This is a genomic window from Knoellia sp. AC549 (genome assembly GCF_979258975.1).
This window is the reverse complement of record NZ_OZ409890.1, coordinates 1,089,194-1,115,022: the sequence shown is the minus strand read 5'-3', so window position 1 is coordinate 1,115,022 and position 25,829 is coordinate 1,089,194. Positions and strand designations below refer to the sequence as shown.

The window sequence follows — 25,829 nt, the reverse complement described above, 5'->3', positions numbered from 1 at the left end:
TCACCCTGATCGTCGGGTGCGCGGCACTGTTGATCGGGTGCGCCGCGCCGCTCACCAGCGCCACCTCAGGGAAGGCCCCTGTGACGCTCACGAATGTCACCGTCGTCGACGGAGACACCCTGCGTGCCACCGTTGGTCGTGCACGGGAACGGATCCGGATCGTGGGCATCGACGCACCCAAGGTCGCCCACGACCCGAGCCCAGCTGAGTGCTGGAGCACGGAGGCGGGCGTTGCGCTGGGCGAGCTGCTCGAGGGCCAATTAGTTCTCGCGTTCTCCGTCGACGACGTCGACGACCGCGATCGCTACGACCGGCTCCTACGTCAGGTCAACGTTGCCGGCGAAGACGTCGCCGAGTACCTCCTCGAGCAAGGCCACGCCACCTCGTTCCGAGCGCTGGAGAACCACCAGCTGTCGCGGTACTACCTCGACATTGAGAGGACCGCCGAACAGAGACAGCGTGGCCTGTGGGGTGCCTGTGACACGGCGCGAGGGAACGGGCCCCGCGGACTGATCAGCAAGGGAACAGACGGATGACCGCGGACGAGAACAGCGCGTCGTTGTCACGCTTCGACATCGAGTTCGGTGACTGCGACGAGTCGCTGCACCCTCACTGCGAAGGGGTGGTCTGCGACACGGTGCTCTTGGTGTCGGGATTCGAGACTGTGGAGCATGCGGAGGAGTACGCCCGGGACCTGCTCTACGACAGGTACACCGTGGCCGATGTTCTTTCCGGGCCAGGGGAGGGGCTGACCGCCTCGACGATGATGACCGGAGAACGCGATCCCGCGACGGTCATCATCCGTGACTACAACGTGGCAGACAACGCGTGCCCCAGCGGCGACAGGTCGTACACCTTCGTGGCCGGCGGCCACGACGAGTTCTCTTTGGAGGACATCGATCTGGACGCCGCGCCGGAGGAACTGGCCACCGTCATGCCCGGACTCCAGCCAGAAGATGACGACGTGAAACGGCGCAGACAACGGGAAGCCGACGCCCGGCGCGCAGAGGTTGCGACGTCGACGGTTACGCGTGCTGCCGGGAGATGAAGTCAGCCATCTGAGGGACCGTGAACGCGACGCGGCCGTGCTCGGGCGCGTAGATCAGACCCTTGGCGATGAGGTTCGACCGGGCCACACTGATCTGACTCATCGACTTGCCCAGCCGATCGGCCACAGCCCTGGAGTTGGACCCCGCGTCACCGTCGACCGCCATCGCCTTCAGATAATCGCGCTCCTGCGGGGTAGCGCGATCCCACCGTGCCCGGAAGAAGCCGTTGTCGAGTTCACGGAGCCCTTCAGCGCACCCCAGCTCGGCGTCACGCTGAGTGATACCGGGACCGGGTGCAACGGACCATGTCTTGGACCCGAACTCCTGCAGGAAGTACGGGTAACCGCGGGAGACCTCCACGGCCAGGGTGACAGCATCGCTCTCCCACTCCACTGACTCGAGTCTGGCCGGCTCGGTCAACACGGCACGGGCGTCGTGGTCTGGCAGGTGCTGGATGTGAGAGAACTGGAAGAGCCGCTCGGTGTAGGACTTCGCCTCCGCCAGCGCCGCCGGCAGGCTGGGCAGGCCGGCGAGGGCCACAACGAACGGCAGGGACCGCTGGTTGGCGATGTGCACGAGGGAGCACAGTGTCGCCATCTCTGCATTGGTCAGATCCTGCGCTTCGTCGATCAGCAAGGCGACACCCTTGCCGTCCTCGCGAGTCGCAGTGGTGAGGTCGAGGATCAGCCTGAGCAGATCCATTTCGAGCGCGCCCGAATCCGCGCCGCCACCATCAGACCCGTCGAGATCCAGGCCGAACGACCAAGTCCCCGTTGAGTCCACGCTTGCCTTGAACGAGACGAATGTCTTGAGCGCAATTTTGATCTTCTCGCTGGCGCTTGGACGGGCGAGGTTGAGCAAGGGGAGTTGGAAAGCCTCGGCAACGAGCTCGCGCAAGCCCTTGCCCGTACCTGCCTCGATGAATCCTGCGACCCACTCGCCCTGCTCGGCCTCTTCGTGGAGTTTCCCGAGCAGCACGGTCTTGCCGACACCACGCAGCCCGTAGAGCACGGACGAGCGCCCAGGTCGACCGTGCTCGGCGCGGGCGAGCTGGGTCGTCCACTGGTCCTGCTGTGCGTCCCGTCCCAAGAGGGCTACGGGACGCATCCCAGCTCCGGGCATATAGGGGTTCGTGACCTCGTCCACAACGTCCTCCTATAGAAGTTCCTAACTCAATATAAGGGAGTTTTAGACAGGCTTACAGATTTCTACACACTTCTAGGTCCCGCGTGTTGGCCAAGTGGGTGGCGAGTATTGGCTGTGGTGCCCTGCGTCGGGCAAGGGACGCTGAAGAACGACCTGAGCAACGAAGTCCCGCGGCGCTCACTCCGACAGCATCTGGGTGGCGAGTTGCCGGATCCGGCCAGTGCCTCGAGCGGCAGTCGGTTTGCATGACAGGATGATCGGCCGACTGACTGACGTCCGTTATCATCTGATCATGCGCTCAGATGACACGATTGTGGGTTTGGATGGCTGCGCGGTTCAGTGCATCCATCCGCAGAAGGTCCAGCTCGTGCTGGATGCGACGTTGCCGGCGGACGACTTGGCTCGGGCGGCGAGCATGTTCAAGCTTCTTGGCGACCCGACGCGGTCACGGCTGTTGTTCGCGCTTTTGGAGGCCGGTGAGCTGTGCGTGTGTGATCTCGCGGCGGCGACCGGTACGCAGGAGGCGACGGTGTCGCAGTCTTTGCGGATGTTGCGTGCCTCCGGTGTGGTGACGGGTCGCAGGCAGGGGCGGCTGGTGTTCTATCGGCTCGCGGATGCGCATGTACGGATGCTGCTGGACCTGACCCGGGAGCACATCGCCCACGACGTCGGCACCCCCGACAACGTTGCGACGTCCACCGAGTTCATCCGATGAGTGGCGGGCACGGACACGCAAGCGCGGGAGGTGCGCACCGATGGCGGCTGAGGTTGGCGTTCATCCTCGTCGCCGGCTACTTCGTCGTCGAGCTCGCCGCGGGCCTGGTCTCCGGGTCCCTGGCGTTGCTATCCGACGCGGGGCACATGGCCGCTGATGTGGTCGCCCTGGGTGCGGCGTTGGTCGCGACCCGGATCGCGTCACGCCCGGACAGCACCGGCCGTCGCACGTTCGGGTCCTACCGCGCTGAGGTGTTCGCGTCCGGGCTGGCGGTGCTGCTCATGTTCGGCGTCTCGGTCTACATCATGATCGAGGCCATCGGGCGCATCGGTGACACCGCTGAGGTCGCCTCCGGGACAATGCTGGTCGTCGGCGCCGTCGGGCTGGTCATCAATGTCATTGCCCTGTTGCTGCTGCGCGGCGGAGCCAGCGACAGTCTCAACGTCAAGGGCGCCTACCTCGAGGTCGTCGCCGACACCCTCGGCTCGGTGGGCGTCATCGTCGCCGGACTCATGGTGGCTCTAACAGGCAACCCGTGGTGGGACACCGGCATCGCCCTGGTTATCGCGCTCTTCGTCGCCGTCCGGGCGGTCATGTTGGGCCGTGAGGTCCTGACCGTCCTGGGCCAGCACGCCCCGGCGGACATGACACCAGACGACGTCGAGCAAGCACTGTCGGCGGTTACCGGCGTCGCCAACGTGCACGACCTGCACGTGTGGACCCTGACCTCCGGCATGAACGTCGCCACCGCACACCTCATGACCGATGAAGGCGCGGACGCGCACGCCGTCCTGGACAACGCTCGAACCGTCATGCGCACCAACTTCGGCGTCGAACACGCCACCCTGCAGGTCGAACCCAACACCCATACCGGATGCAAGGAGGTCACCTGGTGACCACATGGACCACCCTCGCGACTACCGAGCGCCGAGCCACGTTGATGCGCCGCGCCCAACTCTTGGCTGCCGCATCCGTCATCTACAACAGCGTTGAAGCTGTCATCGCGATCACCGCCGGAAACATTGCTGGCTCCTCCGCCCTGGTCGGATTCGGCCTGGACTCCATCGTCGAGGTGTCCTCCGGGCTCGTGATCCTGTGGCAGTTCCGCCACCGGATGCCAGAAAGCAGGGAACGCACCGCGCAACGCCTCATCGCCATCTCGTTCTTCGCTCTCGCGGCCTACCTCACCGTCGAGGCTGGGCACGCTCTGATCACCGGAGCCCAGCCAGAGGGGAGCCCCGTCGGCATCGGCCTGGCCCTGGCCTCACTGGCAGTGATGCCGTTCCTGAGCCTGTGGCAGCGCCGCACCGGCAAGGAGCTCGGTTCCGGCGCTGTCGAAGGCGACGGCACGCAGACCCTGCTGTGCACCTACTTGTCCGCAGTGCTGCTGGTTGGGCTAGTCCTGAACGCCACCCTCGGCTGGTTCTGGGCCGACCCGGTGGCCGCACTCATCATCGCTGCCGTCGCGGCCCGCGAAGGCTGGGAGAACTGGCAAGGCGACGACTGCTGCGCACCAGCCGCACTCTCCGCAGTCGGGGCCGGGACAGTCGCCGCGACGTCCCCGACGAACTGCGCCTCAGACGACTGCTGCGCCCCCGCGGCGGTCGGCGGCAACCAAGGGGTGGCCGACAAAGCCGCACCCACCCCAGTGACACTCACACGGGGCGAGGACCGCTCATGAGCCGCCGGATGCCTACAACGATCCGGGAGGCGTTCGACGCAGAACTGCGGGCAGCGAGAACATCTGCGACGGGCGAGGAGCGTTGGACCGCACTGGAGCGGGCGCACATCCTCTCCCAGCCGTGGGCCTGGCCGCACACCCAGGCGCATGCCGTCATGCTGTCCGTGGCGTGGAGCGAGCACGACCGGCGCGAAGCAGCCGGTCAGGTCCTCCGGCTTCTTGTCGCGGCGCCCGGATCGGCGCTGGGCCGCTATCCCGAAGGCAACACCGGCCGTGCGACCGTCCCCCTGACGCAGCGCATGCCTGTCCCGCACGACCTCGCCGAACTCCTGGCGCACCGCTGACGCGAGCCCCTTCTCGACCGGCCGAGGAACCTCATCCGGTCTCCGCCCGTTCGCCCCAGCAAGCCCCCTGACCCTTCCGTCCTGCCTTGGAGCTGAACCCCCTGTGAAACCCGTGAAACGCAACGCGCTCGTCTCCGGCATCGTCATCGCCCTCTTCGTGGCGTTCATCGCCGGCGCCTTCGCACTGGCCCCCAAGAAGGCCGACCCCGCCGACGTCGAAGCCGGAACAGGAACGGCGACGGGCAAGCTCATCCGCGACGACAGTCACCGGCTCGGGGCCGCCGGGACAGGCAAGGTCGTGCTGGTCGAGTTCCTGGACTTCGAGTGCGAGTCCTGCCGTGCGGCATACCCGGTCGTGGAGGAATTGCGCACCACGTATGCCGGCGAGGTCGACTTCGTGGTGCGCTACTTCCCGATCCCGAGCCACGCGAACGCCGTCAACTCCGCTCTCGCTGTTGAAGCCGCTGCCCAGCAGGGCAAGTTCGAGGACATGTACAAGCGCATGTACGACACCCAGACGTCGTGGGGTGAGCAGCAGGACTCGAAGGCGTCGGTGTTCCGTGGCTTCGCGCAGGAGCTGGGTTTGGACATGGCGGCTTACGACAAGGCCGTCGCAGCCAAATCCACGTTGGAGCGGGTACAGCGGGACCGGCAAGACGGCTTGGACCTGGGAGTGGAGGGAACACCGACGTTCTTCCTCAACGGCAAGAAGCTTCAGCCGTCCTCGGTCCAGGACTTCCGCGACCAGATCGACGCCGCCCTCAATGGCTGAGGCCGCACCCGCCCGATCGGTCGAAGCAAAAGTTGCTGAGCCGGAAGGGAGCGTTGGGCGGGGCACAGTCTGGTCGCTGACGCTCGCCGGGCTGGTGGGCCTGCTCGCAGCGTTCGTGCTTCTCGTCGAGAAGGTCGCCCTGCTCGCAGATCCGAACTATGTGCCCTCGTGCAGCATCAACCCGGTGCTGTCCTGCGGGTCGGTCATGAACACCGACCAAGCCGCTGCGTTCGGGTTCCCCAACCCCATCCTCGGCGTCGCAGGGTTCGCCGCGCTGCTCACCATCGGGGTGGTCCTGCTGACCCGGGCGAGGCTGCCCGGCTGGTACTGGTGGGGCATCCAGGCCGGGACAACGTTCGGGGTCGTGTTCGTACACTGGCTGGTCTTTCAGAGCCTCTACCGCATCGGCGCCCTGTGCCCCTATTGCATGATCGTGTGGGTCGCGGCCATCACCGGGTTCGTGGCCACCACAGCCGAAAACATCAGAACCGGGCAGATCCCGCTGCCATCACGGCTGCGCGCCATCGCGTCCTACAGTCCCAGCGTGGTCATCGTGTGGCTCGTCGTCATCGCTGGGCTCATCGCCGTCCAGTTCTGGGACTACTGGGTGACGCTGGGCACCTGAACGCGCTGACGAGTTGCTCGCTCCGCAGTCGCTTCGGTAGTCGGCTCGGGCGGGCCGGGGTGCGTACATGATGACGGCGACAGCGACCAAGCAGATGAGCGCGGCGGTGATGTCGTAGCGGTCGGGTCGGAATCCGTCCGCGACCATGCCCCACGCCAGGGATCCGGCGACGAAGACTCCTCCGTAGGCGGCCAGGATGCGCCCGAAGTTCGCGTCAGCCTGCAGGGTGGCGACGAACCCATACAGACCGAGCGCAACGACGCCAGCGCCGATCCAGATCCAGCCCCTGTGCTTACGAACTCCTTGCCAAGCCAGCCACGCCCACCGATCTCCGCGAGGGCGGCCAACGCAAACAGCAGCAGCGACCTCACAACGGTCGCCGCAGTCTCCCAACCCGAGCGAGATACCTAGGGTGGGCTCCGATAATGGCGTCGTCCTACCAACGTGGTTGATCTTGATCGAGGAACCCTCAGATCGGCACGGTGAAGCCAGACACGAGCTAGCTTGCAGCCAACGGGTGAGGTCCTCCCAAACCCCGGTGAGGAGCAGCAGCCCGACAACGATGAGCAGCCCACCGCCGACGTACTGCACGAGACGATGGTGGTCGCGGACCCAGCCGGACACGCGTCCAAAGCGTTCGATCCCGGCAGCCGCGAGAATGAACGGCAGGCCCAGACCGAGGGCGTATGCCGTGGCAAGAGTCACCGCGCGACCAGTGCTTGGGTTCGTGGTCGAGGCCGACAGGGTCATGACCGCGGCCAGGGTGGGGCCAGTGCAGGGTGCCCAACCGAGCCCGAAGATGGCCCCGACCAGGGGTGCCCCCAGGAGCCCGGTCTGGGGGCGCCACGACGGGGCGAACTGACGTTGTGAGCCAATACCCGCACCAATGCCTAGGAAGACCAATCCCATGAGGATGATAAACACCCCGCCGACCCGCATGAGCAGCTCACGATGCACGGTCAGTGAACGGCCCAGAGTGGCGATGAAGATTGACCCAAGAACGAAGACGGCGGCAAAGCCGAGGACGAACAGCACCGCCCCAAGCACCATCCGACCTCGCGAACGGTGCTCCAGCGCGGTGTCGCTCAGCCCGGTGACGTAGCCAAGGAAGCCTGGAACGAGCGGCAGCACGCATGGCGACGCGAAGGACACGAGCCCGGCGAGGGCCGCGATGAGGACGGCGATGGGTAGGGCACCAGAGGCGATGGTGTCGGTCACGGGTCAGGACTTCAGTACGTCGTCGATGAGGCCCCGCAGTGTCGCGGCTGAGACGACGCCGCTGGCACGGGCGGCGACACGCCCCTCACGGTCAAGGATGAGAGTAGAGGGTGGGCTCGTTGGGGCCTGACGACCGAAGGCAAGGATGAGGATGCCTGATGGGTCGGACAGGCTGGGGTAGGTCATCTTCTGAGTCGACACGAACGCAGACCCGCGCTCGGGTGACTCGCGGAAATCGATGCCCATGAACTGCACCGGCTTCTTGGCTGCCTGGACCTCGGTCCACACCTTTTCGAGGTCAGGGATTTCGGTGATGCACGGAGGGCACCACGATCCCCACAGGTTGATGACGACGATGTCCTTGCCCCGGGCCGAAGTACTCGACCAGTCTTCGCCGTCCAAGGTGGTGCCCTCAAGCGTGATGGGCTTGAGCCGCTTGGCGGCAGGGATCTGCTCGATCGCCCCGTTGCCGGCGATGTAGCCCTTCTGGTCGCCCTGCTTGGCCTGCTCAGCGATCGAGTTGCGGTCCGACGAGCAGGCCCCAACAGTCAACACAGCCACGCACGAAGCGAGGGCAACAACAGCGCGCGACAGCGCATACCGAGTGATCGAGGGCATGCGGACGATTGTCTCAAATGAACCAGAGCGTTCGATCGCCCCCAGTGGTCTGTCTGGCTGACTAGGCGCAGTCACCACCGCGTCATCGACCCAGCCGCCATGCCGGCCTAGGAACAATCGGAGATCGGCGTTATCATCGGCATATGACGATCACGACAGATGCCGTGACCGCAAAGGCGTCGATCGCAGCGGCGTGCTTGTTCAACGGCTTCAGTGACCCGACCCGAATGGCGATCATCGGGTTGCTGGTGGCGGATGAGCAGCGCGTGGTCGACCTGACCCAGCGGCTCGGGTTGGCCCAGTCGACGGTCTCGGGCCATCTCGCCTGCCTGCGGGACTGCGCGCTGGTCGAGTCCCGGTCCGTAGGTCGAGCCACCTTCTACCGACTCGCCCACCCCGACGAGACCCACCGCCTCCTCGATGCTGCCGAGCAACTCCTGAATACAACCGGCGATACGGTCCCTCTCTGCTCCAGCTACGGCTTGCCCTCCCGAAAGGACCTCACGTGACCAGCCCCACGACCGCCGACCTGACTCCCGCACACGTCGAAACGCTCACCCGTCGCGGGCTGCGCCTGGCCCAGTTCACCGTCGCCTACAACGTCATCGAAGGAATCATCGCCGTCACCATCGGCCTCATGGCCGGACTGGTTTCCCTCGTCGGGTTTGGCCTCGACAGCGGCATCGAGTCCGCAGCCGCGGTCCTCGTCGGCCTGCGCCTCGCGTCGCGCTTGCGCCATGGCGACGTCGACGAGGCCAAGGAACGCCGAACCCTTAAGGCCGTGGCGATCACGTTCTACGTGCTGGCCGCCTACGTCACCTTTGAGGGGGTCCGAAGCCTGCTCGGGGACGAGGCCCCGGAAACCTCCTGGATCGGTATCGGGCTGCTCATCGCGTCCATCATCATCATGCCGGTCCTCGCGCGCGAGAAGACAAAGGTCGCCCACCAGCTCGGAGGCGACCGGCTCATCCTCGCCGACGCTGCTGAGACCCGAATTTGCGTCCTGCTCAGCATCTCAACCCTCCTCGGGCTCGGCCTCTACGCGCTGACCGGCGCTGCGTGGCTCGACCCCCTCGCCGGATTCGTCATCGCAGCCTTCGCGATCCACGAGGGTCGCGAGGCTTGGGAAGGCGAGCTCGTCGAGGAGGACGACTCATAGGACCAAAGCCTTGACGGTCGTGCGCGGGAAGCTCTCACCGTCACGAGGAGCTAGCCGACACCCAACCCCATCTCCCCAGGTGGGGCCAGATCAAGCCGTCCAAGTGGGGCCACTTCTAGTTGACACATTCAGTTCAGTGCCGGGTAGAGATCGGGAGTGGTCAGTTCCGGGCGCTGCAGGACCTCGTCCAGGTCAGGGTCGTGGGGTGCTTCAGCCATGGTGGTCATACCTAGGGTTACGGCGCCCGGGTCGCGTTTCGTTCCGTACGCTGGCCGCCATTCTTGGTCAGGGGTGGGGGTGCCCGGGGCTGGTGCCCGGGACCCCCACCTCCTATCGTGGGTTAGGTAAGTCGTCCCACCACGACGAATGCCGCGGTCAGGACGCTGATGAGTGCGATCAGCCGCACCGTTTCGGGCCATCCGTGCAAGGCCGCCCGGATGGTGCGGCTGATCTCTTTCGCGATCATCTCTTCTTCACCTCCTCGGTTTGTCGGAAATCTGTTGCATGCCCTAGTCACGACAGGTGACGGGCTGACGGTTCCTGGCTGCTCACTTGGCGGATCGACCCTTGCGTGCAGGTGACGTGGGTGCGCGACCTCGGGTCTTGGGCGCCAGTGACTTCGTCCGCTTCTTGGTCGCTGCCTGCTTCTTGGTGCGTACTTCCCGCTCCCTGCGGGCCAGATCCTGGGCGGCTGCACGGGCAGCCGACGAGTAGGCGCCGTTGAGCGAGTACCACCACTTCGTGGTGGATCCGGTAGGGCTGAGCGGCGCCTTGATGGTTTCCGGGCGTCTGGTCAGCAGCCCCCGCTCCTCCAGATCGCGCGTGCCGTTCTTGAAACTGGCCGCAGAGAGTCCGTACCACTCAGCGGCTCGCTCGTAGCTCAGCCAGACTTCGTCGCCCTTGCTCGTCTCTGCTGCCACGATGAGCAAGACGGCGAGCCCGGGCAGCTTCAGTTCGGCAAAGAGTCCACTGGTCCAGAAGGCGCCGGGGAGTGAAAAGTACGTCTCCTTGCGGTCCTTGCCGACTTGGCCAGGCGCAGTCCACTTGGACTTGCCGTCTTCCCGACGAGGTGCGACGCGGACAGCACGCCCCTCCCGGGTGCGTTCGATCAGGCCGAGCCCTTCGAGATCGGTCCAGGCCTTGGAGATGTCGCTGGTGGTCCACGCAGGCCCCTGTTCGGTGGAGAGCAGGCGCGCCCACAGTGCGCCTTCGAACGGGTCCCTTCGTTTTTCGAGCATGGGCCAGATCGTGAGGAGCAACAGGTAGAGCAGCAGGGCGCGGTGCTTGCGCTTGTTGACGAGCGTCCCGAGGGTGCTGGGGCGCACGGCGGATCCGCGGGGGTGCTGGACGAAGAGGTGCCGCACGATCCCGTAGTTCCTGCCGGTCAGGCGCAGGACCTCGGCGCGGGCCTCGTCGTAGGTGGCGACGGAGCTGGAGTCGGAGGTGGTCATGCCCTTGAGTCTATGCACATCCGCTGCCAGATCATTTCGATACTGATATGACCCAATCAGCGTTTCGTACCAGTCGATGAGAAGCAACCATGCGAAGCCGCCGCGATACACCTGCGATGCGCCATGGGATGCCGACATATTGGGGGGCGCGCGAGGGTGCCGGTTCGGGCCTCAGGAAAAAGTCATCGGCATCTCAGAGTTGTTCCCGAGCGACGCTGGTTACCTACGGGGTCGCTTTGCGTGTGCGCTTGGGTGTGCCACCTGCCGACGGGCATGCGCGGCACCCGTGCTGGTCGTTGGTGAAGGTGCGATCGGGTCGGCGGGGGGAGGGAGGTGCGCTGCCAGCCTGTAGCGCAGGTCCTGGGCTGGCTGGTCTCCAAGCGGTTCGCCGTCGACCAGCTGGCGCGTCAACTCTGGCACGTCGTGACCCTCTCGGTGAGCTTGCTCGAGCATGCTTGCCAGGGCTGGCCAGTCCTTCGCGATCGGCAGTCGGGGATCCAGCTCGTGCGCTGTGGCCATCCACCGTTCCTGGGGAGCCTGCAGCGACGAGGCAGTGAGGCGGTCGCGAACGGCTCGCGCGTCCGCGATTCGTGCTTGGGCGATTTTGCGGGGGTCTCGGTTCCACTGCTCGACAGCCGTGCGCACTTGCCCGCGGACAACGCCTTCCGGGAAGGAGAGGTGTGTCGCGACGCGCTGCGCACCTAGGTCCCACTCCGAGCCGGGTTGCGCAGCCAGCACCTGGGCAGCGTGGTCGAGTGCCTCATCGCCAGTGAGGTTGGCCAGGCGCTCATCGAGCAACGCCTCACCCAACGGCTTGGCTCGAGCGAGGACGTCGACGAGCGCTTGGCGTCCATGGCGGGCCATTGCGTCGGCAGGGTCAGAGCCATCTGCGAAGGAAGCCACGGCGGGGGCCAAGCCGTGCTGTGTCAGCAGCCAGTAGTCTCGCTCGGCTGCCACTCGACCGGCGATGTCTCCATCAGTTGCCACGATGGGATCCCGCCCGAGCAGGGCCAATTCGGTGGCCTGGTCCTCTGTAAGAGATGTGCCGAGGGGTGCCAAACCCACATGGCTTCCGCCGCTGGCCAGAGTGACGGCGATCGCGTCCATGGGCCCTTCAACTAGGACTGGGGTGACGTCGGCGTCCTGGAGTAGGGCCCCTGCGCCGAACAGCTGGGCGCCCTTGTGGAAGAGCGGGGTGTCGGAGGTGTTGAGGTACTTGGGTCCTGCGTTGTCTTGGTCTGTTCGTTCGGGGTGGCGTCGGGCCACGAATCCCAGGATCTCGCCCTGGTGCACGATCGGGAACGTCGCCCGGTCGCGGAAGCGGTCGATCAGTCGGCCGGTGCGGGCAACCGTGGCCAAGCCGGTGCACACCATCTCTTCGTCAGTGACACCTCGCTCGCGTAGGTGCGTCACCAGAGCCGTCCACCCTGCCGGTGCGTGCCCAGGCGCGAACTCGGGATGATCTGTGAGGTCCTGGCCGAACCGCTCCTCGAGGTAGTTGCGGGCCCAACTGGATGAGAACCCTTGTGCGAAGAAGTTCTGGGCTATCTGGTTGAGCTCCACCATGCGTTCGCGTGTCACGGGGCTGTCGTCCCACTCGGCGGCCCGGCTGACCATCGTGTTTATCTGCTCGTCGGTCGGCTCGAGCGGACCCATGTGCTCCCGCATCATGGCGGCCATTTGGAGGCTTGTACCGGCGTCGAGGTCCCCAGCGTCGACAGGTTCAGGTTCGTTGACGACACCGTCGTCGGTTGGCTGCGAGGCGCCGTGGATGAAGTCGTGCCACTCCGAGTTGGTCGGGGCGTCTGCCGGGGCATCCACTCCGTCCCACATGTCCTCTGGGGGGAGGTCTTCGGGAGCGCCTTCGTTGGCATCGGCGAAGTCCTCTGGGGTAACGGGGTCGGTGAGTACCGAGATCTTCCATACCAAGGTCTGACAGTCATCAGTGTCCTGAGTGTCGGCCAGCAGGTCCTCAAGCCGCCACCCTCGTTGGAGAGCGTGGTCGATCGACGTCACCATCGCCGGCCACATGCTGTCCTGCTGCAGATGCTGTGCCCGTTCGCCTCCGAGGATCTCGACGAGTCGTGGCTGCCAGGTCGTCGACAGGGTCTGGTCGACCTCGTGGTGGACGGCAGGGCCGATACGACGGCTGATCCGCCACCAGATCGCAGCAGCCGCGTGGTCGTCGGGCAGGGTGCCCTCGCTCAGGGCGCTGCGGAGCAGTCCGCGGGCGTCCAGGCCAGCGTGGGACATGCCCGCCAGTCGTTCCGCCAGAACCGGCAGATAGTCGTCGAATCGGACAGAGGGCGCAGCCTGCTCGAGGACAGGTCCCCACTCCTGCATGGCTGGTGCCCGTGTCCCGATGAGTGTCGCGAGCTGGCGTCTCTGCCACAGGGCCGCACTCTTCTGGAGTTGCGGCGTCCCGGTGGGTCGGCGGTCCCGATCGGCAACCTGCATCGCCGCCCTCCACACCTCAACGTCACCCAGAACCTTGGGGGAGGAGAGGACCTGACCTTGACGAGCCCACGAGGGTGCCGGGCCGGCCACTGCTCCCTGACGCACACTCCCTGCGAGGTCTTCAACCAGCGCACGTCGAGCGGTGAGGTAGTCACCCCATGTCGGGTGTTGACGCAGCGCAAGGGGGATACCGGGCATCCACGGAAGGGGACCTCCACCGGCGTTACGTAGACCGGAGTCGTCAAGACGCCAGTCCAGAACGGCGGCAGGGTCTGCGGCCGAATCCAATTCCCGATTCGTCGCTGCTTGGCGCAGTGCGGCGACTGGGTCCACGTTGTGGGCGCCCAAAAGGATGAGATGGGCTCGCAGAGTCGGCCAGGCCGCGTGCGCGTTGAGACCCGGCATGATGGTCGCGGCCTCGGTCTCCAAGGTCGCGACGGCATCGGCACCGAGCGTGTTCTCGGCCGCGAAGTAGAGCGCGTCGGTGTAGCGGGCGGTGGCCTGCCCCAGCAGGATCCGCGGTTCCTGCTGCTCGCGCAAGATCGTCGTCGCCGAAGATGGGGAGTCGTCCCGGGCCAGGACGTTCTCGAGGATGTCGGTCGCTGTGGAGGGGACCAGGTTGTCCGGGCGGATGACGTTGTGGGGATCCCCGTCACCGACCACCTCGAGGTAGATGTGGTTGGCCAGACGGCCGCGCGTCATCATCGTGTACAGCTGTTGGCGGGACTCCTCGCCGGTGGCCAGACCGTGCATGGCGTCGACCGAGGCGCCTTGGGCGGCGTGCACCGTGGTGGCGTAGCCGAGTTCTGTAGAGGTCCGCACGTAGGTATCGGGAAGCGTGACGATGCGACCGTTTTGGGTGTGCTGAACGCTTAGGTCGCCACTGGTTTCGACCTTGAGGACCGTCCAGCGGTCGCCGTTTTTGACCCAGTCCGAGGCGGTCATGCGGAGCTGGCGGTTGTTGGCGCGGGTGAGGATGAGATCGCCAACCGAGGCGGCGTTGCCGTCGGCCAGCTGCACCTCGTGGCCGGCGAGGCCGCCTTCGAGGCGGTGGGTTCGGGCACGCCGGTTGAGTTCGGAAACGAGGTCGCGGGTGGGTGCCAGCATGATGGCGTCTAGGCCCTTGGAGCGGTCGCTCTGCCAGGCGGAGAACACGTCCTCGGTCATGGTGGCGAGATCGCCGACATGGACGCGGTCGTGATCGAGGTAGTACCCGAGCGACTCCGTTTCGCCATCGCGCAGCGACAGGGAAGCGGCGCCCTCAGCCGGGTCAGAGAAGCGCATCAGCTCGGTCAATCGCAGTGCGCCGTGAGTGGTGTCCAGGTCGCGCAGGACACCACCGGCGCCGATGGCCGCGAGCTGTTGATCGTCGCCGATGAGGCGGACTGCGCCGCCACGCTCGGTGATGAACTGCACCGCAGCGTCAAGAGTGAGGGTGTCGGCCATGCCTGCCTCGTCGATCACGACGAGGGTCTGGCTGTCGATCGAGGAGGCCCACTCCGGCAGATCGCCGTGGCTGACGGACCACACCAGCTTGGCGAGTGTGTCAGTGCTGCTGTCGAGCTGGTCGCGCAGCACGGCGGCGGCCGCCGCGGACGGGGCAAGGCCAAGGATCGTGCCACCGTCATTGCACCAAGCCGCAGCCAAGGCGCGCATCGCCGTGGTTTTGCCCGCGCCGGCGGGTGCTATCGCCAGCTGGAGTCGAGCACCAGAGGTGGCCATGCCGCGTACCAAAGCTGCTTGGCCGGCGTTGAGCGTGATGCCGTTCGCCGTCGATTCCAGAAGGGCCAAATCGACCGCCTCACTCGTGGCGATGCGCCCATCGCGCACTCCGGCGGCTGCAACGAGGCGCTCCTCGGCGGCGAGGACTCGACTCGACGTGTACTGCTCAGCCCCGTAGACGGTGTACATGCTCGAGGCGTCTCGCCTGCGTAGACGGGAGGGCTCTTGGATCCCATCGGAAGGAGCAGTCAGACGCACAGAGCGGGCTTCCAGAACCTCCCCCACAAGGAGGTCGACAACTCGCTCAACGTCCGCAGCCAGCAGATCCATGGACCGCACTTGACGCTGGGCCTCGGCGCGCACATGCCAGACCTGCCAGGTGCTTCGACGAGCCTCAATCGTGGCGGTGATCTCCTCCGCGGTGGTCGCCATCCACGCCGCAGTGACGAGGCGACGGGGCGCCTGAGTGGGGGAGGGCGCGGACTTCACCATGGCCTCGACGCTGGCCGAACCGCCTAACACCTCAGCTGCCTGAGAGTGCCACGAGGTGCGCTGCTCATCGAGGGTGCGTGGCGCCTTCTTCGCATCGCGCGTCTCAAGGGTTGCCCGTTGCGCGAGTTGGATCGACTCGACTGGTGTCGGAGGCCTTCCATGCGTTCGCTGGAACTCCTCAGCCAACTCGCCACGGCGCGCCTGGATACTCGCCCGTCGGGCTGACCACTGCTCGTTCAAGCGCGAGTCGACGCCAACGATTTCCCGCACAGGCCGCTTACGGGAGTCCTCGTTGGGGCGCTCCTCGAAGCGAAGTCCCAGGTCGGCCGTGAGGTGCTTCTCCAGCGCGGTGTTGTAGGTCTCTGACGCGGTGACGTTGGCCTTGAACAGCACCCGACCGTCGATCGCGAGCCACCGACCGTCCTCGGTCTGGACCTTGTTGGCGACGGCGACATGTGTGTGAAGGTCGGGATCTCCGGCACGGCTGTCGCGGTGCGTGAAGGCGGTCGCCACCATGCCGTTGACGTCGACCTGGCGCACACCGTTGGTTCCCGTGCGGGTGTAGAGCGCGTGCGACTCCAAGTACGTCAGAGCGTCCTTGACCGCAGCCTGGTGGGCGCGTTCGATCCGGGCTGCGACCGAGGGGTCGGCGATCGCCCACAAGGTGCTCACGCTCTTCACCGGACTGAAGGTCAGGTCGTATCCGGCGACGGCAGTGGTTCTCGGCCGCGAGTGTTTAGCAATGGTGGCGGCGATCTCCCGGGAGTCTTCGGGATCGCGACCGTACTGCGCACGGAAGAACTCGACCGCGACCTCAGTGCGGATCCGGGCACGATCGTCGGTGGGAATCGGGTAGTCCGAAGGGTGGCCCAACTCGGATGCGAAGTCTGCGATGCGCTTGGCGACCTCGAGCCGAAACGCCGACACATCACTGGAGTAGACCTTGTATGGAGCTCCGAGCCGTGTCACCGCCTCGTGGTCGTGATCGGTCAGATCCGGGCCAGAAAGAGCCGCGGCTCGCTCTTGTGCGAGCGGGTGGTGACCGGAACCGAAGAGCGCCTGCATCTGCTCAGCCGTGACGATGTCGCCGGCTTGGATTCCATCGATGCCGATCAGGCCCGAGCCCATCCAGACACCCGGAGTCTCGCCCTTCTCGGCGTAGTAGCTGGCCAAGCCCGTGTGACCCTTCTCGGTCACGTCCTGCGCGGCTACCTGCCGGGTCAGGTAGTCGTACCCGCTCCCGGCAGTCAGCTTGTGCATGGACATCGTCACACCTAGAAAAGCCCGTCAGACGCCTTCTGGCGGTCAGTAATTGAAACTGAAAGCACCGGGAATGCATGAGGTGTGTGGCACATCAGATTTCGGGTTTCGGGGTGGGTACGTCGGTGCTCTGAGGGGGTGGAGTTGTCTCGAGTCGTGACGGCTGAGGGTGATGAGGAGGACGTGAACGCTGACCGTGATGGGAGGGCTTAGGTGGATGCTGATGACAGTCGATTCACGGGAAGGCGGCGGCAAGGATGGGCCAGACAAGAGGTGATCAGTCGGTGCGTCAGGCTGCTCGGCGGGCAGCACTGAGCGCGCAGAAGTCAATGCGGGTCGAGCGGGAGCACCGCGAGAAAAGGCTCAGTGGTCTTGGGGTCACGGTGATGGTTGCCCTGGCCGAACGGGATCACCAGGTGAAGATCTGGGAACGACGGGCCAGTGACGCTCTGCGGAAGATGGTTGAAGACGAGCGACTCACGCTGAACGAAGCCGTGGACTGGTGCGGTCCGGACCTCTCGCGCGCCGAAGCTGCACGGCTTCGACGGGTCGAGCAGGACTTGGCTGACGAGACGGAAGCTAGCGCGACCGTGGACCGTACCTCGGTCGAGTCCTAGAGGCGGGCGGCCACCAAGGCGAACGTCAGGCAGAGCGCGCCGCGCGCGGCCTGAACCGCAGCCTTGGCGTGGCGGGTGTGGCGGATGCTGATGCTCGACACGGTCACCGCCGACGACGAGCGGCTCGGGCAGGCGCTTGGTGACGAAGACCTGACGGCTACCGCGCAGGCTGCCTGCGGTGTCGAAGATCGCGCCCGATTGGTCGGCCAGCCGGTTGAGGAACTCAGCGTGCTCCAAGTTCTGAAGAGGCGTGTAGCCCGACCCGACGCCCCCGATGGCTCCGGCCTGCTGGGTGAACGGGTTGGTGCGCACCGTGGCGAAGCCGGGAAGGACCTGACGGGCGAGGTGATGGTGCTGTCGGTGCCCGCGCCTACACTCGCGACCGTCGGCTCCGGGGGTCGGCGGCTGGACGGCTGTGGCTGTGCGCAGGTTCGCCACGGTCGGTATCTATGACGCGCAACGACGCTGGGAGCAACGGTGCCTGAAGTCACCACGCACAACTCGACCGCCGAGCCCGACGACACCGATGCGGCCCAAGGAGACGCCGGTAAAAAGTCCGTCGCCCCGACTGCGGCGTCTGTTGAGGGTGGTCGTAGGGCGGCCGAGGTGCCGCTGACGTCGCTTGCGCCGGAGTTCGTGGCACAGCAGCACCAGTCATACCTGGACCGGTTGACGACCGTGCTAGGTGACGACCGAAACCGCAATATCGCGCTCACCGGTCGGTACGGGGCGGGCAAGTCCAGCGTGCTGGACGCTTACGTTCGAGGGCGGGAGGAGACCACGCTGCGGCTGGCGATCTCCTCGCTGGGGCCGAATGACGAGGGTGCGTCGTTGACGAACCGCATTCAGAAGGAGATTGTCAAGCAGCTCATCTATAGCGCTGAGCCGCGCACCCTCGCCCGCTCGCAGTTCCGTCGCCCCGTCGAGCTGTCGCCGCGACGTGCGGCCGGCGAGGTGGGTGCCGTGTTGGCGCTGTTGTGTGCGTTTCTCGTGCTGATGGGGTGGCTACCGACACCAGGTGCAGCGCAGGTCGGCGACCCGCCGTTCCAGCGGGTGGTCGTGTGGCTCGCGGTAGTAGGTGTGGTGTTGGCGGCAGCTACCGCACTGCGGCTGCTAACCCACGAGAAGTTCTTCGTCTCCGACGTCTCCGCTGGCGGCGCCATGGTCAAGCTGTCGGAGAAGAAACTCACCTATTTCGATGAGTACCTCGACTTGATCGTGAACTTCTTCGACTCCGAGGCCATCAACGTCGTTATGTTTGAGGATCTTGACCGGTTCGAGGACCCGCAGATCTTCGAGGCCCTGCGCGAGCTGAACACCCTGCTGAACGGGTCAAAGCGCGGAGCGGCGCGGGAGGGTCCGTTGCGGTTCGTGTACGCGGTCCGCGACAGTCTCTTCGAGCAGATCGGCACAAAGCCGGCGGCGGATCCCGAGGGCGAGACCGAGGGACAGACCGCGGAGCTGGCCCCCGCCCCACCCTTGGCGCGGCAGGCCGCCTCAAGGGCTGACGCAGCGACGGCGGAGACGGTCCGCGCGAACCGTACGAAGTTCTTCGAGGTCGTCATCCCCATCGTCCCGTTCATCTCCCACCGCAACGCGCGCGACTTGTTGAAGGGGTTGTTGGAGGAATCTGACGTGACGGTGGAACGCGGCTTGGTCGACCTGGTCGCCCGTCACTGCACCGACATGCGGTTGCTTCGCAACATGCGTAACGAGTACCTGGTGTTCGCCGAGCGGCTCCTCGAGGGCGAGCAGCAGGCACCGAAGTTGGACTCGACGAAACTGTTCGCGCTGGTGGCCTACAAGAACTTCCATATGGATGACTTCGAGAACATCGCCCGCCGCACCAGCGCCCTCGACACTCTTTACGACGACCGTCGCAGCCTGATCCGTCACGGCGTGGTCAGTCGCGAGCTCGAGAAGCGCACGATGCTGCGACGAGAGGCCAAGCCCCCGTCCGTGCAGCACTACGCGCGGCAGTTGGGTACGACGCTAAACGCGATCGCGATGTATATGCGTACTCAGGCCGGTTACGCCGCCTACAAGTTCCGCTACCAGGTCGGCGACGTGGTGTACACCCCGGAGACGGCCACAAACGCTGAGTTCTGGGAGGCCGTCGTCGCTGCGTCCAGCGTGACTGTCGTCCTCGAGGGGACGAGCTGGAGCACCTCGCTGACGAAGGAGAGCCTCGAGGAACTGTTCCCCGATGTGCTCGAGGGTCAGTGGAGGGAACGTAACTTGGAAGCCGCGCTTGCCGACGCGGCGGCGTTGGATGTCAAGATTGCCGAACTTCGTGGCGCTTACTTCAAGACGCTCGTTGAGGCTTCGGACACGTACAAGATGCCAAGGAACTACGCGGGGGTCGGTGGCCCCGGGACCGTCGCCGCGACGGCCGCGGCGAAGACGCCTGCGACGGAAACCGTGTCCATGGGCGAGCGGGTGCACGAGGTACTGGCTTCGGAGCTCGCTCGGGACTTGGTGCGACGCGGCTTCATTGACGTGAACTTCAGTGTGTACGCGGCCCAGTTCTACGGCACATTCGCCGGCATCGACGTACACACGTTCCTCATCCAAACCGAACAGACGAACAGCTCCGACATCGATTACAAGTTCGAGAACGAGGACTCAGTCAGGCACCTGCTCGACGAGGCCAACGTCGACTTCACGCGCTCCATCAGCGCCTTCAACACTGACGTGCTCGACTGGCTCCTCTCCCACGACCGCGCAGGCGCCGCGAACGTAGTGACCCATCTGATGCGGACGCTTGAGAGCAGCGAACTCGCTCAGCAGTTCATGGCGACGTACTTAACCTCCGGGAAGGCCCGACCGCAGTTCGCGGCTCTGCTGGCGCACGAGGAGTGGCCACCTACGTTCACCTACCTGGCCACCAGCACTGACGTGCCCGAGGACGTCCGCATCGACCTCGTCGACGCTGCGTTGCGTGAAATCCACGCCACTACCGTCGGCGCATATGACACCCCCATCGAGTTCGCCAACTTCTTGGTGGACCACTACCACCAGATGTCGACCTTCGTGGCGCCGCAAAACGCCCGGGTGAGGGCGGGAGTCGTCGCCCTCCTCAAGGGCGCAGACATTCGTCTGCCGAACCTGACCGAGCTCGACGAGGAAATCCGCAGCCAAGTCGTCGACGAGGATCTCTACGAACTCACCGCGGACAACCTGCGGCTCGCGGCGGGCATCGCGGGACCGGTAGACCTCGACCACCTGCGGAACGCCGCGCCAGACACGGTGTATGCCTACTGCCTGGGCAACCCCGACGCCTACCTGGCTGAGGTCATAGACGACGCCGAGACACAGCACGCCATCCACAGCGCGGAGACGTTGACGCAGGTGTTCAACACCCGCGAGGCCGCAGAATGGTCCACAACGCAGCAAGAAGAGCTGCTCCACGCCACATCGGCTGATGCCGCGCTCCGCGACGTCCAGGCTGTGCCCTCGTCAATGTGGAAGCAATTGGCTGAAGCGGGCCTGTTCCGGGCGACGCTCGACAACGTTGGGGCGTACCTGACCCAGATCGGCGAGATCGACGCCGACCTCGGCCGATTGCTGACCTCCGTCGGCGCGTTCATCAACGACTCCGTGCATGAGGTTGAGGAGGCCGGAGAGCCTGAGGAGGCACTAGCCCGTCCCGACGCGCGCACGGTCGCTTTCGCCGTCCTCAACGCCCGTACGACTATCCCGGCGACCGAGCAGCGAGCGCAGCTTGTAGCGAGCCTCGAACTCGACACCCAGCTCATCGCTATTGAGATCGCCGCAGAGAAGAGCGACTTGTTCGGGCGGCTCCTCGAAGCCGGGCTGGTAGCCGACGACGAGGCGACCTTCAACCATCTGGCCTCCGGAGGCTGGCCCGCGGTGCGGGCGGCCACGATCGCCTCAAAACAGGTGACGACATTTTTAACGCCCGCCCACATCAGCGGAATGGTCGCTGACGTCCTCAACGACCATGACACCGCCGAGAAGGTGGGAAGTCGGGTGCTGGAGGACCTCAACTCGTTCCTTGCACCGGACGAGCAGTCTGCATGGACGGCCGTTGCCGGGTACGCCCTCCGGACACGAAAGGTCCTGTCGTGGCCGCACCTGCAGCTGATCGCTACGCACAGCTCGGGCTCACCAATACAGACGATGCAGCTCCTCGAACTCGCAGCCCCGAAGGCGGAAGACCTGTCGGAGGTGCTGGCGGTTTTGTCGTCGCTCGGACCTCCGTGGAACTACCTCTCCACTAGGGAGCAGGGCGAGTTCGAGGCGCCCGCTGAAGAGCCGTTCGCCACGATCTTGCAGCTGCTGCAGTCGCAGAACGTCGTGAAGCTAGGTCGGACGAAGAAGGACGGAAATCGGACGGTCAATCTCCTGTAGGGGGTGCCCACGGGTCGGCCCAACTCTCGTAGAGTCGAAACAACGCAGGCTCTAGACCATGCAGGGCCCGTATTGGGAAGCCGGTTATGGCCGCACCGCACCTCCGCGGGAGTTGATCTGTTTGCACAGATGGCGGGCGTTGACTGTCCTGCTGCCTAGCCAAAGACCCGCGCACCCTACGGCAGGGTGGGGGGCGTCAGTCCAGCGCGCTGCCTATGTGCCGAGATGCGTCGGCGGGGCAAGGGTGTAGTGCACTGCATGCCTGCCCAGCGTCGTCTGCATCGTCGCCCGTGATGGCGAAGGTTTGGAACGCCGTCGTGACCACCACTGCGGGCGTCCCTTGGCCTCAGCTTCGTTGCCTGGCCGCTAGGCCCTTGGTCTCTGGCGCCTGTCCATTTCAGCCAGGAACGCTGAAGCGAGCGCCACCCACTCGTGAGCACTGGCACCCTCGCAGTAGTCGTCCAGGTATTCGCGCGGTATCATGACCATGAAGGGCTTCGCGTCGTAGGCGAACTCGACTGTTGACGGATACCGTTGCAAGACAGGGCTATCAAACTGCAACCATGGATTTGCGTCACGAAGAATTCGTGCGAATGTCATCCTGTGCACCTTCCGCACTGCCCGGAGATGGCGTCAGCGCGCGCCTCGGTGTTTCATTGCTGTGTGGCGGAGCAGGTCCATCGGCCGCGCCCCACACTGAGCGCACTTAGTGAGGTTCTCCGCCGCCCAATGTTCCACTTGGTCCCGATCCCATGCTTGGAGCCCAGGGCGTCCTTTGGTCGGCTCAGGTAGGCGTCCGAGGCGCTGCCATCGGTAGACGGTTGGATGCCCCACGCCCAGCAACTGAGCAATCTCGGTGATGCCCAGCTCTCCCGCCCCATGCACCCTGCGTGCGAAGGGCCCGGCGTGGCGGGTGGAGTCGCGGACTCGTTGCACGGGCACCCGATCGCGTAGCGCGATGGCGCTGGCCGACATGCCTTCTCGACGGGCCGTGATCCAACGATCGACCGTTTTTGCTGAGGGTGTGCCGGGCCGCGGGAAAGGGCCGAGCGGGTTGGTGACGCGAGAGACCCACTGATGGGTCACACCCGCGACGACCGCGATGCGATCAGTGCTGATCCCCTCGCGCCGCTGTGCGGCCCACGCCGCGGCCCGCTGGTCGTACGGTCGCGGCTTTGCGTAGTCGATATGGTGCGCCCACACCGCACCAATGAGGTTGTCAGCTGGCCTGCGCCGGACGACGCGAGGGCACGCACGATCATGCAGAAGCCTCACCAGTTGCTCGTGTGAACCCGGGCCCGCAGCTGATTGCGCGATGCCTTCGACGATGACGAAACGCGCGTCGTCGGGAAGGTCCGGCCAAGGCCACCGTCCGGCCTCGAGGCGGACCTCGTCGCCGTCAGGTGTGGGCAGGACCTCGACGATGGCACCGCACTTGCAGCGCTGTAGTCGTGGCTGGTCGGCAGCCAACGGCTCATCCTCCTGTGCGGCTTTGTTGCTCATGTCAGTTTGATGAGATCGCCTTGGACCCACTGCTGGACCAGGGTGACGTCGCTGGTGGCGGTGACGGCGTACACGACAAGTCCCTGCCGAAGTCTGCGTTGCGGCGGCGGTCGAGCACCAGTCCTGGCCAAGGTCCTGGGCTATCCGCTGGGCCTGTGACCCAGCAGTGTCTCGGCCCGGTGTGGTGGGAGCCGGTGACTGGGCGGTCACGCAGCGGGATGCCACGCGAAGGAGGTGCAGGGACGTCGGACACAGGTTCGAGGGTAGGCATGCGTGCCGACGAAGCCCAAGGGAAGAGGAAAGTGCGGGCAGTCTCCGACGACTTTGCGTGATGATCGGAGTGGCCATAGGTCTGGGTCAGATCGCCCTGTCTGCGCTTGGACGGGCGATGGGGCGGGCTGCGTTCGCGGCTCGGCGTGCGGCCTGTCGGAGTCGGGAAGCGTCGCGGCCAGAGTCGCCAACGAAGGGGGCATCGGCCTCGGCAAGATCGTCCTTTTTCCTCCAGCGAAGCACTGTTCGGTCTGAGGTGCCGACGATCGCAGCGATGTCAGCGACGGATGTGCCACGTGTGGTGAGCTCGCGAACTGTCGCCAGTTGTTCTGGAGGTGTGAGGGGAATGGGCGCGGCTTTCGGATGACTGCCGACTGCTCGAGCCACCGCCACGTTGTCGATCTCGATGCCAGTGCCAGTGCCCTGGTGTGGTGTCGCTCGAGGGTCATCGAGGGTGTCGTCGTCCCAGGCGAGCGGGGGTTGGTAACCCCGGGCGATGGCGCGGCTGCGCGTGAGCTCTGACGGCCCGCGAGTCATGGACAGTTCGTCGTACACGTCTTTGACCTGCCGCCAGCCATCGACACTGACTTGGGATCGAGGGCGCGTGACGAGCTGGGTGCTGGGGATGCCGGCAGCTTCCAGTTCCTGTTTGGGCCACCCAAGGGCCATGAGCGCTTGCACTCGGCGTTGTGCCCCGATGCTCGGGACGGTGCCGTGCCCCTGGTCGTAGATGGCGCTGAGTGTGAGGGCGTCGATGCGCTCGGCCGTGGCACGTTGCACGTGTGTGTTGCGGCCGTCGACGATGTTTCCAACGGCGGTGTCACTCAGGCCGCAGGCGCGGCTGATCGCCCGGTAGGGGACGTTTGCGTCGACGAAGCGTTGGAGCGTTGCTCGGGTTGGGTTGGCATCGACGTATCGGCGCTGGCCATGAGCTCGGTCGCGGGCGTACTGGACTTCCCACGCCTTGTTGTAGACCATGCGGCCTCCCCTCGAAGAGCGCCCGTGGCTTCGACTGCCCTGGAGCGTGTACCGACGAAAGACCTGGAGCCGGTCCTGGCGATCACAGCAATGGCGTGCGGATGACCCAAGCGAGGGCGCATGCCGGGTTCGCCCCGCAGTGACCGCTCGGGGCGGAATGCGTGGCTTAGGCCAGGTATCCAAACGGCTCAGTTCACGCACCCATGAGGGGCGCTAAGCCGCAACGCAGACGGAGGGCCTCGATGGACCTTGACCGACGATCACGACCGGAGCCGATCAAGAGGACACGGCATCACCTGGTGCAGGCCGCGCGCGCGACGGACGACCTGGAGAAGGCATTGGATCTGACTCACCTCCGACGTCGGTCAGACCAGGTCAGATCCGACCGGAGGCATGCAGAGGGCGGCCGTCATGGTGAATGAGCAGTTCGCGGCGGAGTCCGCTCGAGTTCAAGAGGCGCTGCACCAAGCGCAGACCCGAATCAGTGCAGCCCATAGTCTGATTCCGGACCTTCACATCGGTGTTGCGCATGCATCTGCCGAGTTGTCCCACGCGGAACGAGCGCACTGGGCAGGCGCTACCAGTCATGCTGCTGGCAACCCGGTGGCCGCCAGTGACGCATTGGAGCAAGTGCAGAAGCTGTGCGGGACCTCCCACGCAATCGGTGCCGAGATCCAGCTCAAACTGGACGGTGCCTACCTTCTGATCGAAGTCGTCCAACAGACCCTGCGCGGGATCGATCCCGAGAGGCTCGGCGGACAGGAACGATCCGACTTGGCAGCACTGGGAGTGCGCGTCGACGCGCTCAGCGACGTCGTAGATCTAGGCAGGTCGATGACCGAGGCCGCTATGGGTCACCTCGGGTCTGCTTCCCAGTCAGCGGGCCAAATGCTTCCGGTGGAGCATCCGCAAAGGCAGCCACACGATCTGAGCCGCGTTGCTGCCCAGATGAGCCTTGCGAGCAACGACCTGGCTCAGGCAACCGCCGACAGCCAACACCTTGGTCGAACGGTCGAACAGGCGGACATGGGTGGGCAGCGTGCCGCACGACAGTCGGATGTTGTCAGTGAGGCTGCGCGCAGACGCCTTGGCCACGAGAGCCGACGCGGTAGTGCGCCGGCGGCGGCCGCAGCGCAGCGCCACTTCTTCGGGCCGTCCAGATGACTGCATTCCCCGCGCCCGCTGGGCAGGTGGACACCAAGATGCCCGCGCCGTGGCGCGAGCCGTCGGTCTTGCATCAAGCAGCCTCACTGGCGTCCAAGACCGTGTTCGAGAGTTGACGCAGATCGAGAAAGGACCTACGACTCAGGCGAATTCGCCGAGAAGGTCAACGTGACGCGTGGGGCTCTCCTGGTGATTCGTGACGACGTTCGTGAGG

The 25,829-nt window shown here is 65.5% G+C and carries 20 protein-coding genes and 2 pseudogenes; 13 read left to right on the top strand and 9 right to left on the bottom strand.

Features of this window, described 5'->3' with window-relative positions; translation table 11 throughout:
* Positions 1 to 161: 161 nt before the first annotated feature.
* Positions 162 to 536, top strand: coding sequence for a thermonuclease family protein (locus ACZZ98_RS05410; RefSeq protein WP_463515280.1), 375 nt, complete (start codon positions 162 to 164; stop codon positions 534 to 536).
* A complete protein-coding gene (locus tag ACZZ98_RS05405; protein ID WP_463515279.1) occupies positions 533 to 1,048 on the top strand; it encodes a hypothetical protein in 516 nt (171 codons plus the stop codon). The genes ACZZ98_RS05410 and ACZZ98_RS05405 overlap by 4 nt, the downstream gene beginning before the upstream one ends.
* Here ACZZ98_RS05405 and ACZZ98_RS05400 read toward each other — a convergent pair.
* Entirely contained in the window at positions 1,026 to 2,195 is a 1,170-nt protein-coding gene (locus ACZZ98_RS05400; RefSeq protein WP_463515278.1) for an ATP-binding protein, read from the bottom strand. The genes ACZZ98_RS05405 and ACZZ98_RS05400 overlap by 23 nt on opposite strands.
* A gap of 367 nt (positions 2,196 to 2,562) precedes the next feature.
* Between ACZZ98_RS05400 and ACZZ98_RS05395 the strand changes: the two genes are divergently transcribed.
* The 6 genes from ACZZ98_RS05395 (at position 2,563) to ACZZ98_RS05370 (ending at position 6,332) form a co-directional block, all read left to right on the top strand.
* The gene (locus ACZZ98_RS05395) at positions 2,563 to 2,910 is read left to right on the top strand and encodes an ArsR/SmtB family transcription factor (protein WP_463517728.1); all 348 of its coding nucleotides are present in this window, start codon (positions 2,563 to 2,565) and stop codon (positions 2,908 to 2,910) included.
* Positions 2,907 to 3,806: a cation diffusion facilitator family transporter gene (locus tag ACZZ98_RS05390; RefSeq protein WP_463515277.1), complete on the top strand. Its 900-nt coding sequence runs from the start codon at positions 2,907 to 2,909 to the stop codon at positions 3,804 to 3,806. Before ACZZ98_RS05395 ends, ACZZ98_RS05390 begins: the two co-directional genes overlap by 4 nt.
* A 44-nt stretch (positions 3,807 to 3,850) precedes the next feature.
* Positions 3,851 to 4,591: a cation diffusion facilitator family transporter gene (locus ACZZ98_RS05385; RefSeq protein WP_463517727.1), complete on the top strand. Its 741-nt coding sequence runs from the start codon at positions 3,851 to 3,853 to the stop codon at positions 4,589 to 4,591.
* An 8-nt stretch (positions 4,592 to 4,599) separates the two neighbouring features.
* Entirely contained in the window at positions 4,600 to 4,935 is a 336-nt protein-coding gene (locus ACZZ98_RS05380; RefSeq protein ID WP_463515276.1) for a DUF3703 domain-containing protein, read from the top strand.
* A gap of 103 nt (positions 4,936 to 5,038) precedes the next feature.
* The gene (locus ACZZ98_RS05375) at positions 5,039 to 5,707 is read left to right on the top strand and encodes a DsbA family protein (protein WP_463515275.1); all 669 of its coding nucleotides are present in this window, start codon (positions 5,039 to 5,041) and stop codon (positions 5,705 to 5,707) included.
* On the top strand, positions 5,700 to 6,332 hold the full coding sequence (locus tag ACZZ98_RS05370; protein ID WP_463515274.1) for a vitamin K epoxide reductase family protein: 633 nt from the start codon (positions 5,700 to 5,702) through the stop codon (positions 6,330 to 6,332). The genes ACZZ98_RS05375 and ACZZ98_RS05370 overlap by 8 nt, the downstream gene beginning before the upstream one ends.
* Here the strand turns inward: ACZZ98_RS05370 and ACZZ98_RS05365 are convergent.
* The 3 genes and pseudogenes from ACZZ98_RS05365 to ACZZ98_RS05355 form a co-directional block, all read right to left on the bottom strand.
* Positions 6,216 to 6,725, bottom strand: coding sequence for a YnfA family protein (locus ACZZ98_RS05365; RefSeq protein WP_463515273.1), 510 nt, complete (start codon positions 6,723 to 6,725; stop codon positions 6,216 to 6,218). The two genes, ACZZ98_RS05370 and ACZZ98_RS05365, sit on opposite strands and share 117 nt — an antisense overlap.
* A gap of 76 nt (positions 6,726 to 6,801) precedes the next feature.
* Positions 6,802 to 7,550 (bottom strand): annotated as a pseudogene (locus tag ACZZ98_RS05360) (cytochrome c biogenesis CcdA family protein).
* A 3-nt stretch (positions 7,551 to 7,553) separates the two neighbouring features.
* A complete protein-coding gene (locus tag ACZZ98_RS05355; RefSeq protein ID WP_463517726.1) occupies positions 7,554 to 8,168 on the bottom strand; it encodes a TlpA family protein disulfide reductase in 615 nt (204 codons plus the stop codon).
* Positions 8,169 to 8,332: 164 nt separating this feature from the next.
* Here ACZZ98_RS05355 and ACZZ98_RS05350 point away from each other — a divergent pair, with 164 nt between their 5' ends.
* Positions 8,333 to 8,677: an ArsR/SmtB family transcription factor gene (locus ACZZ98_RS05350; RefSeq protein ID WP_463515272.1), complete on the top strand. Its 345-nt coding sequence runs from the start codon at positions 8,333 to 8,335 to the stop codon at positions 8,675 to 8,677.
* On the top strand, positions 8,674 to 9,327 hold the full coding sequence (locus ACZZ98_RS05345; protein ID WP_463515271.1) for a cation efflux transmembrane domain-containing protein: 654 nt from the start codon (positions 8,674 to 8,676) through the stop codon (positions 9,325 to 9,327). The genes ACZZ98_RS05350 and ACZZ98_RS05345 overlap by 4 nt, the downstream gene beginning before the upstream one ends.
* 548 nt (positions 9,328 to 9,875) lie before the next feature.
* Here the strand turns inward: ACZZ98_RS05345 and ACZZ98_RS05340 are convergent.
* Positions 9,876 to 10,916, bottom strand: a complete 1,041-nt coding sequence (locus ACZZ98_RS05340; RefSeq protein WP_463515270.1) for a hypothetical protein — start codon at positions 10,914 to 10,916, stop codon at positions 9,876 to 9,878.
* Between the two features lie 81 nt (positions 10,917 to 10,997).
* Positions 10,998 to 16,715, bottom strand: coding sequence for a MobF family relaxase (gene mobF, locus ACZZ98_RS05335; protein ID WP_463515269.1), 5,718 nt, complete (start codon positions 16,713 to 16,715; stop codon positions 10,998 to 11,000).
* Positions 16,716 to 16,993: 278 nt separating this feature from the next.
* Between mobF and ACZZ98_RS05330 the strand changes: the two genes are divergently transcribed.
* The gene (locus tag ACZZ98_RS05330; RefSeq protein WP_463517822.1) at positions 16,994 to 17,326 is read left to right on the top strand and encodes a hypothetical protein; all 333 of its coding nucleotides are present in this window, start codon (positions 16,994 to 16,996) and stop codon (positions 17,324 to 17,326) included.
* A 153-nt stretch (positions 17,327 to 17,479) separates the two neighbouring features.
* Here the strand turns inward: ACZZ98_RS05330 and ACZZ98_RS05325 are convergent.
* A pseudogene (locus ACZZ98_RS05325) lies at positions 17,480 to 17,638 on the bottom strand (DUF932 domain-containing protein); the annotation flags it as partial.
* Between the two features lie 165 nt (positions 17,639 to 17,803).
* Here ACZZ98_RS05325 and ACZZ98_RS05320 point away from each other — a divergent pair.
* On the top strand, positions 17,804 to 21,700 hold the full coding sequence (locus ACZZ98_RS05320; protein WP_463515268.1) for a YobI family P-loop NTPase: 3,897 nt from the start codon (positions 17,804 to 17,806) through the stop codon (positions 21,698 to 21,700).
* Positions 21,701 to 22,333: 633 nt separating this feature from the next.
* Here the strand turns inward: ACZZ98_RS05320 and ACZZ98_RS05315 are convergent.
* Together ACZZ98_RS05315 and ACZZ98_RS05310 are read right to left on the bottom strand one after the other, a co-directional pair.
* Positions 22,334 to 23,203, bottom strand: coding sequence for a helix-turn-helix transcriptional regulator (locus ACZZ98_RS05315; protein WP_463515267.1), 870 nt, complete (start codon positions 23,201 to 23,203; stop codon positions 22,334 to 22,336).
* 357 nt (positions 23,204 to 23,560) lie between these two features.
* The gene (locus tag ACZZ98_RS05310; protein WP_463515266.1) at positions 23,561 to 24,451 is read right to left on the bottom strand and encodes a hypothetical protein; all 891 of its coding nucleotides are present in this window, start codon (positions 24,449 to 24,451) and stop codon (positions 23,561 to 23,563) included.
* Between the two features lie 411 nt (positions 24,452 to 24,862).
* Here ACZZ98_RS05310 and ACZZ98_RS05305 point away from each other — a divergent pair, with 411 nt between their 5' ends.
* Entirely contained in the window at positions 24,863 to 25,615 is a 753-nt protein-coding gene (locus tag ACZZ98_RS05305) for a hypothetical protein (RefSeq protein WP_463515265.1), read from the top strand.
* Positions 25,616 to 25,829 lie beyond the last annotated feature (214 nt).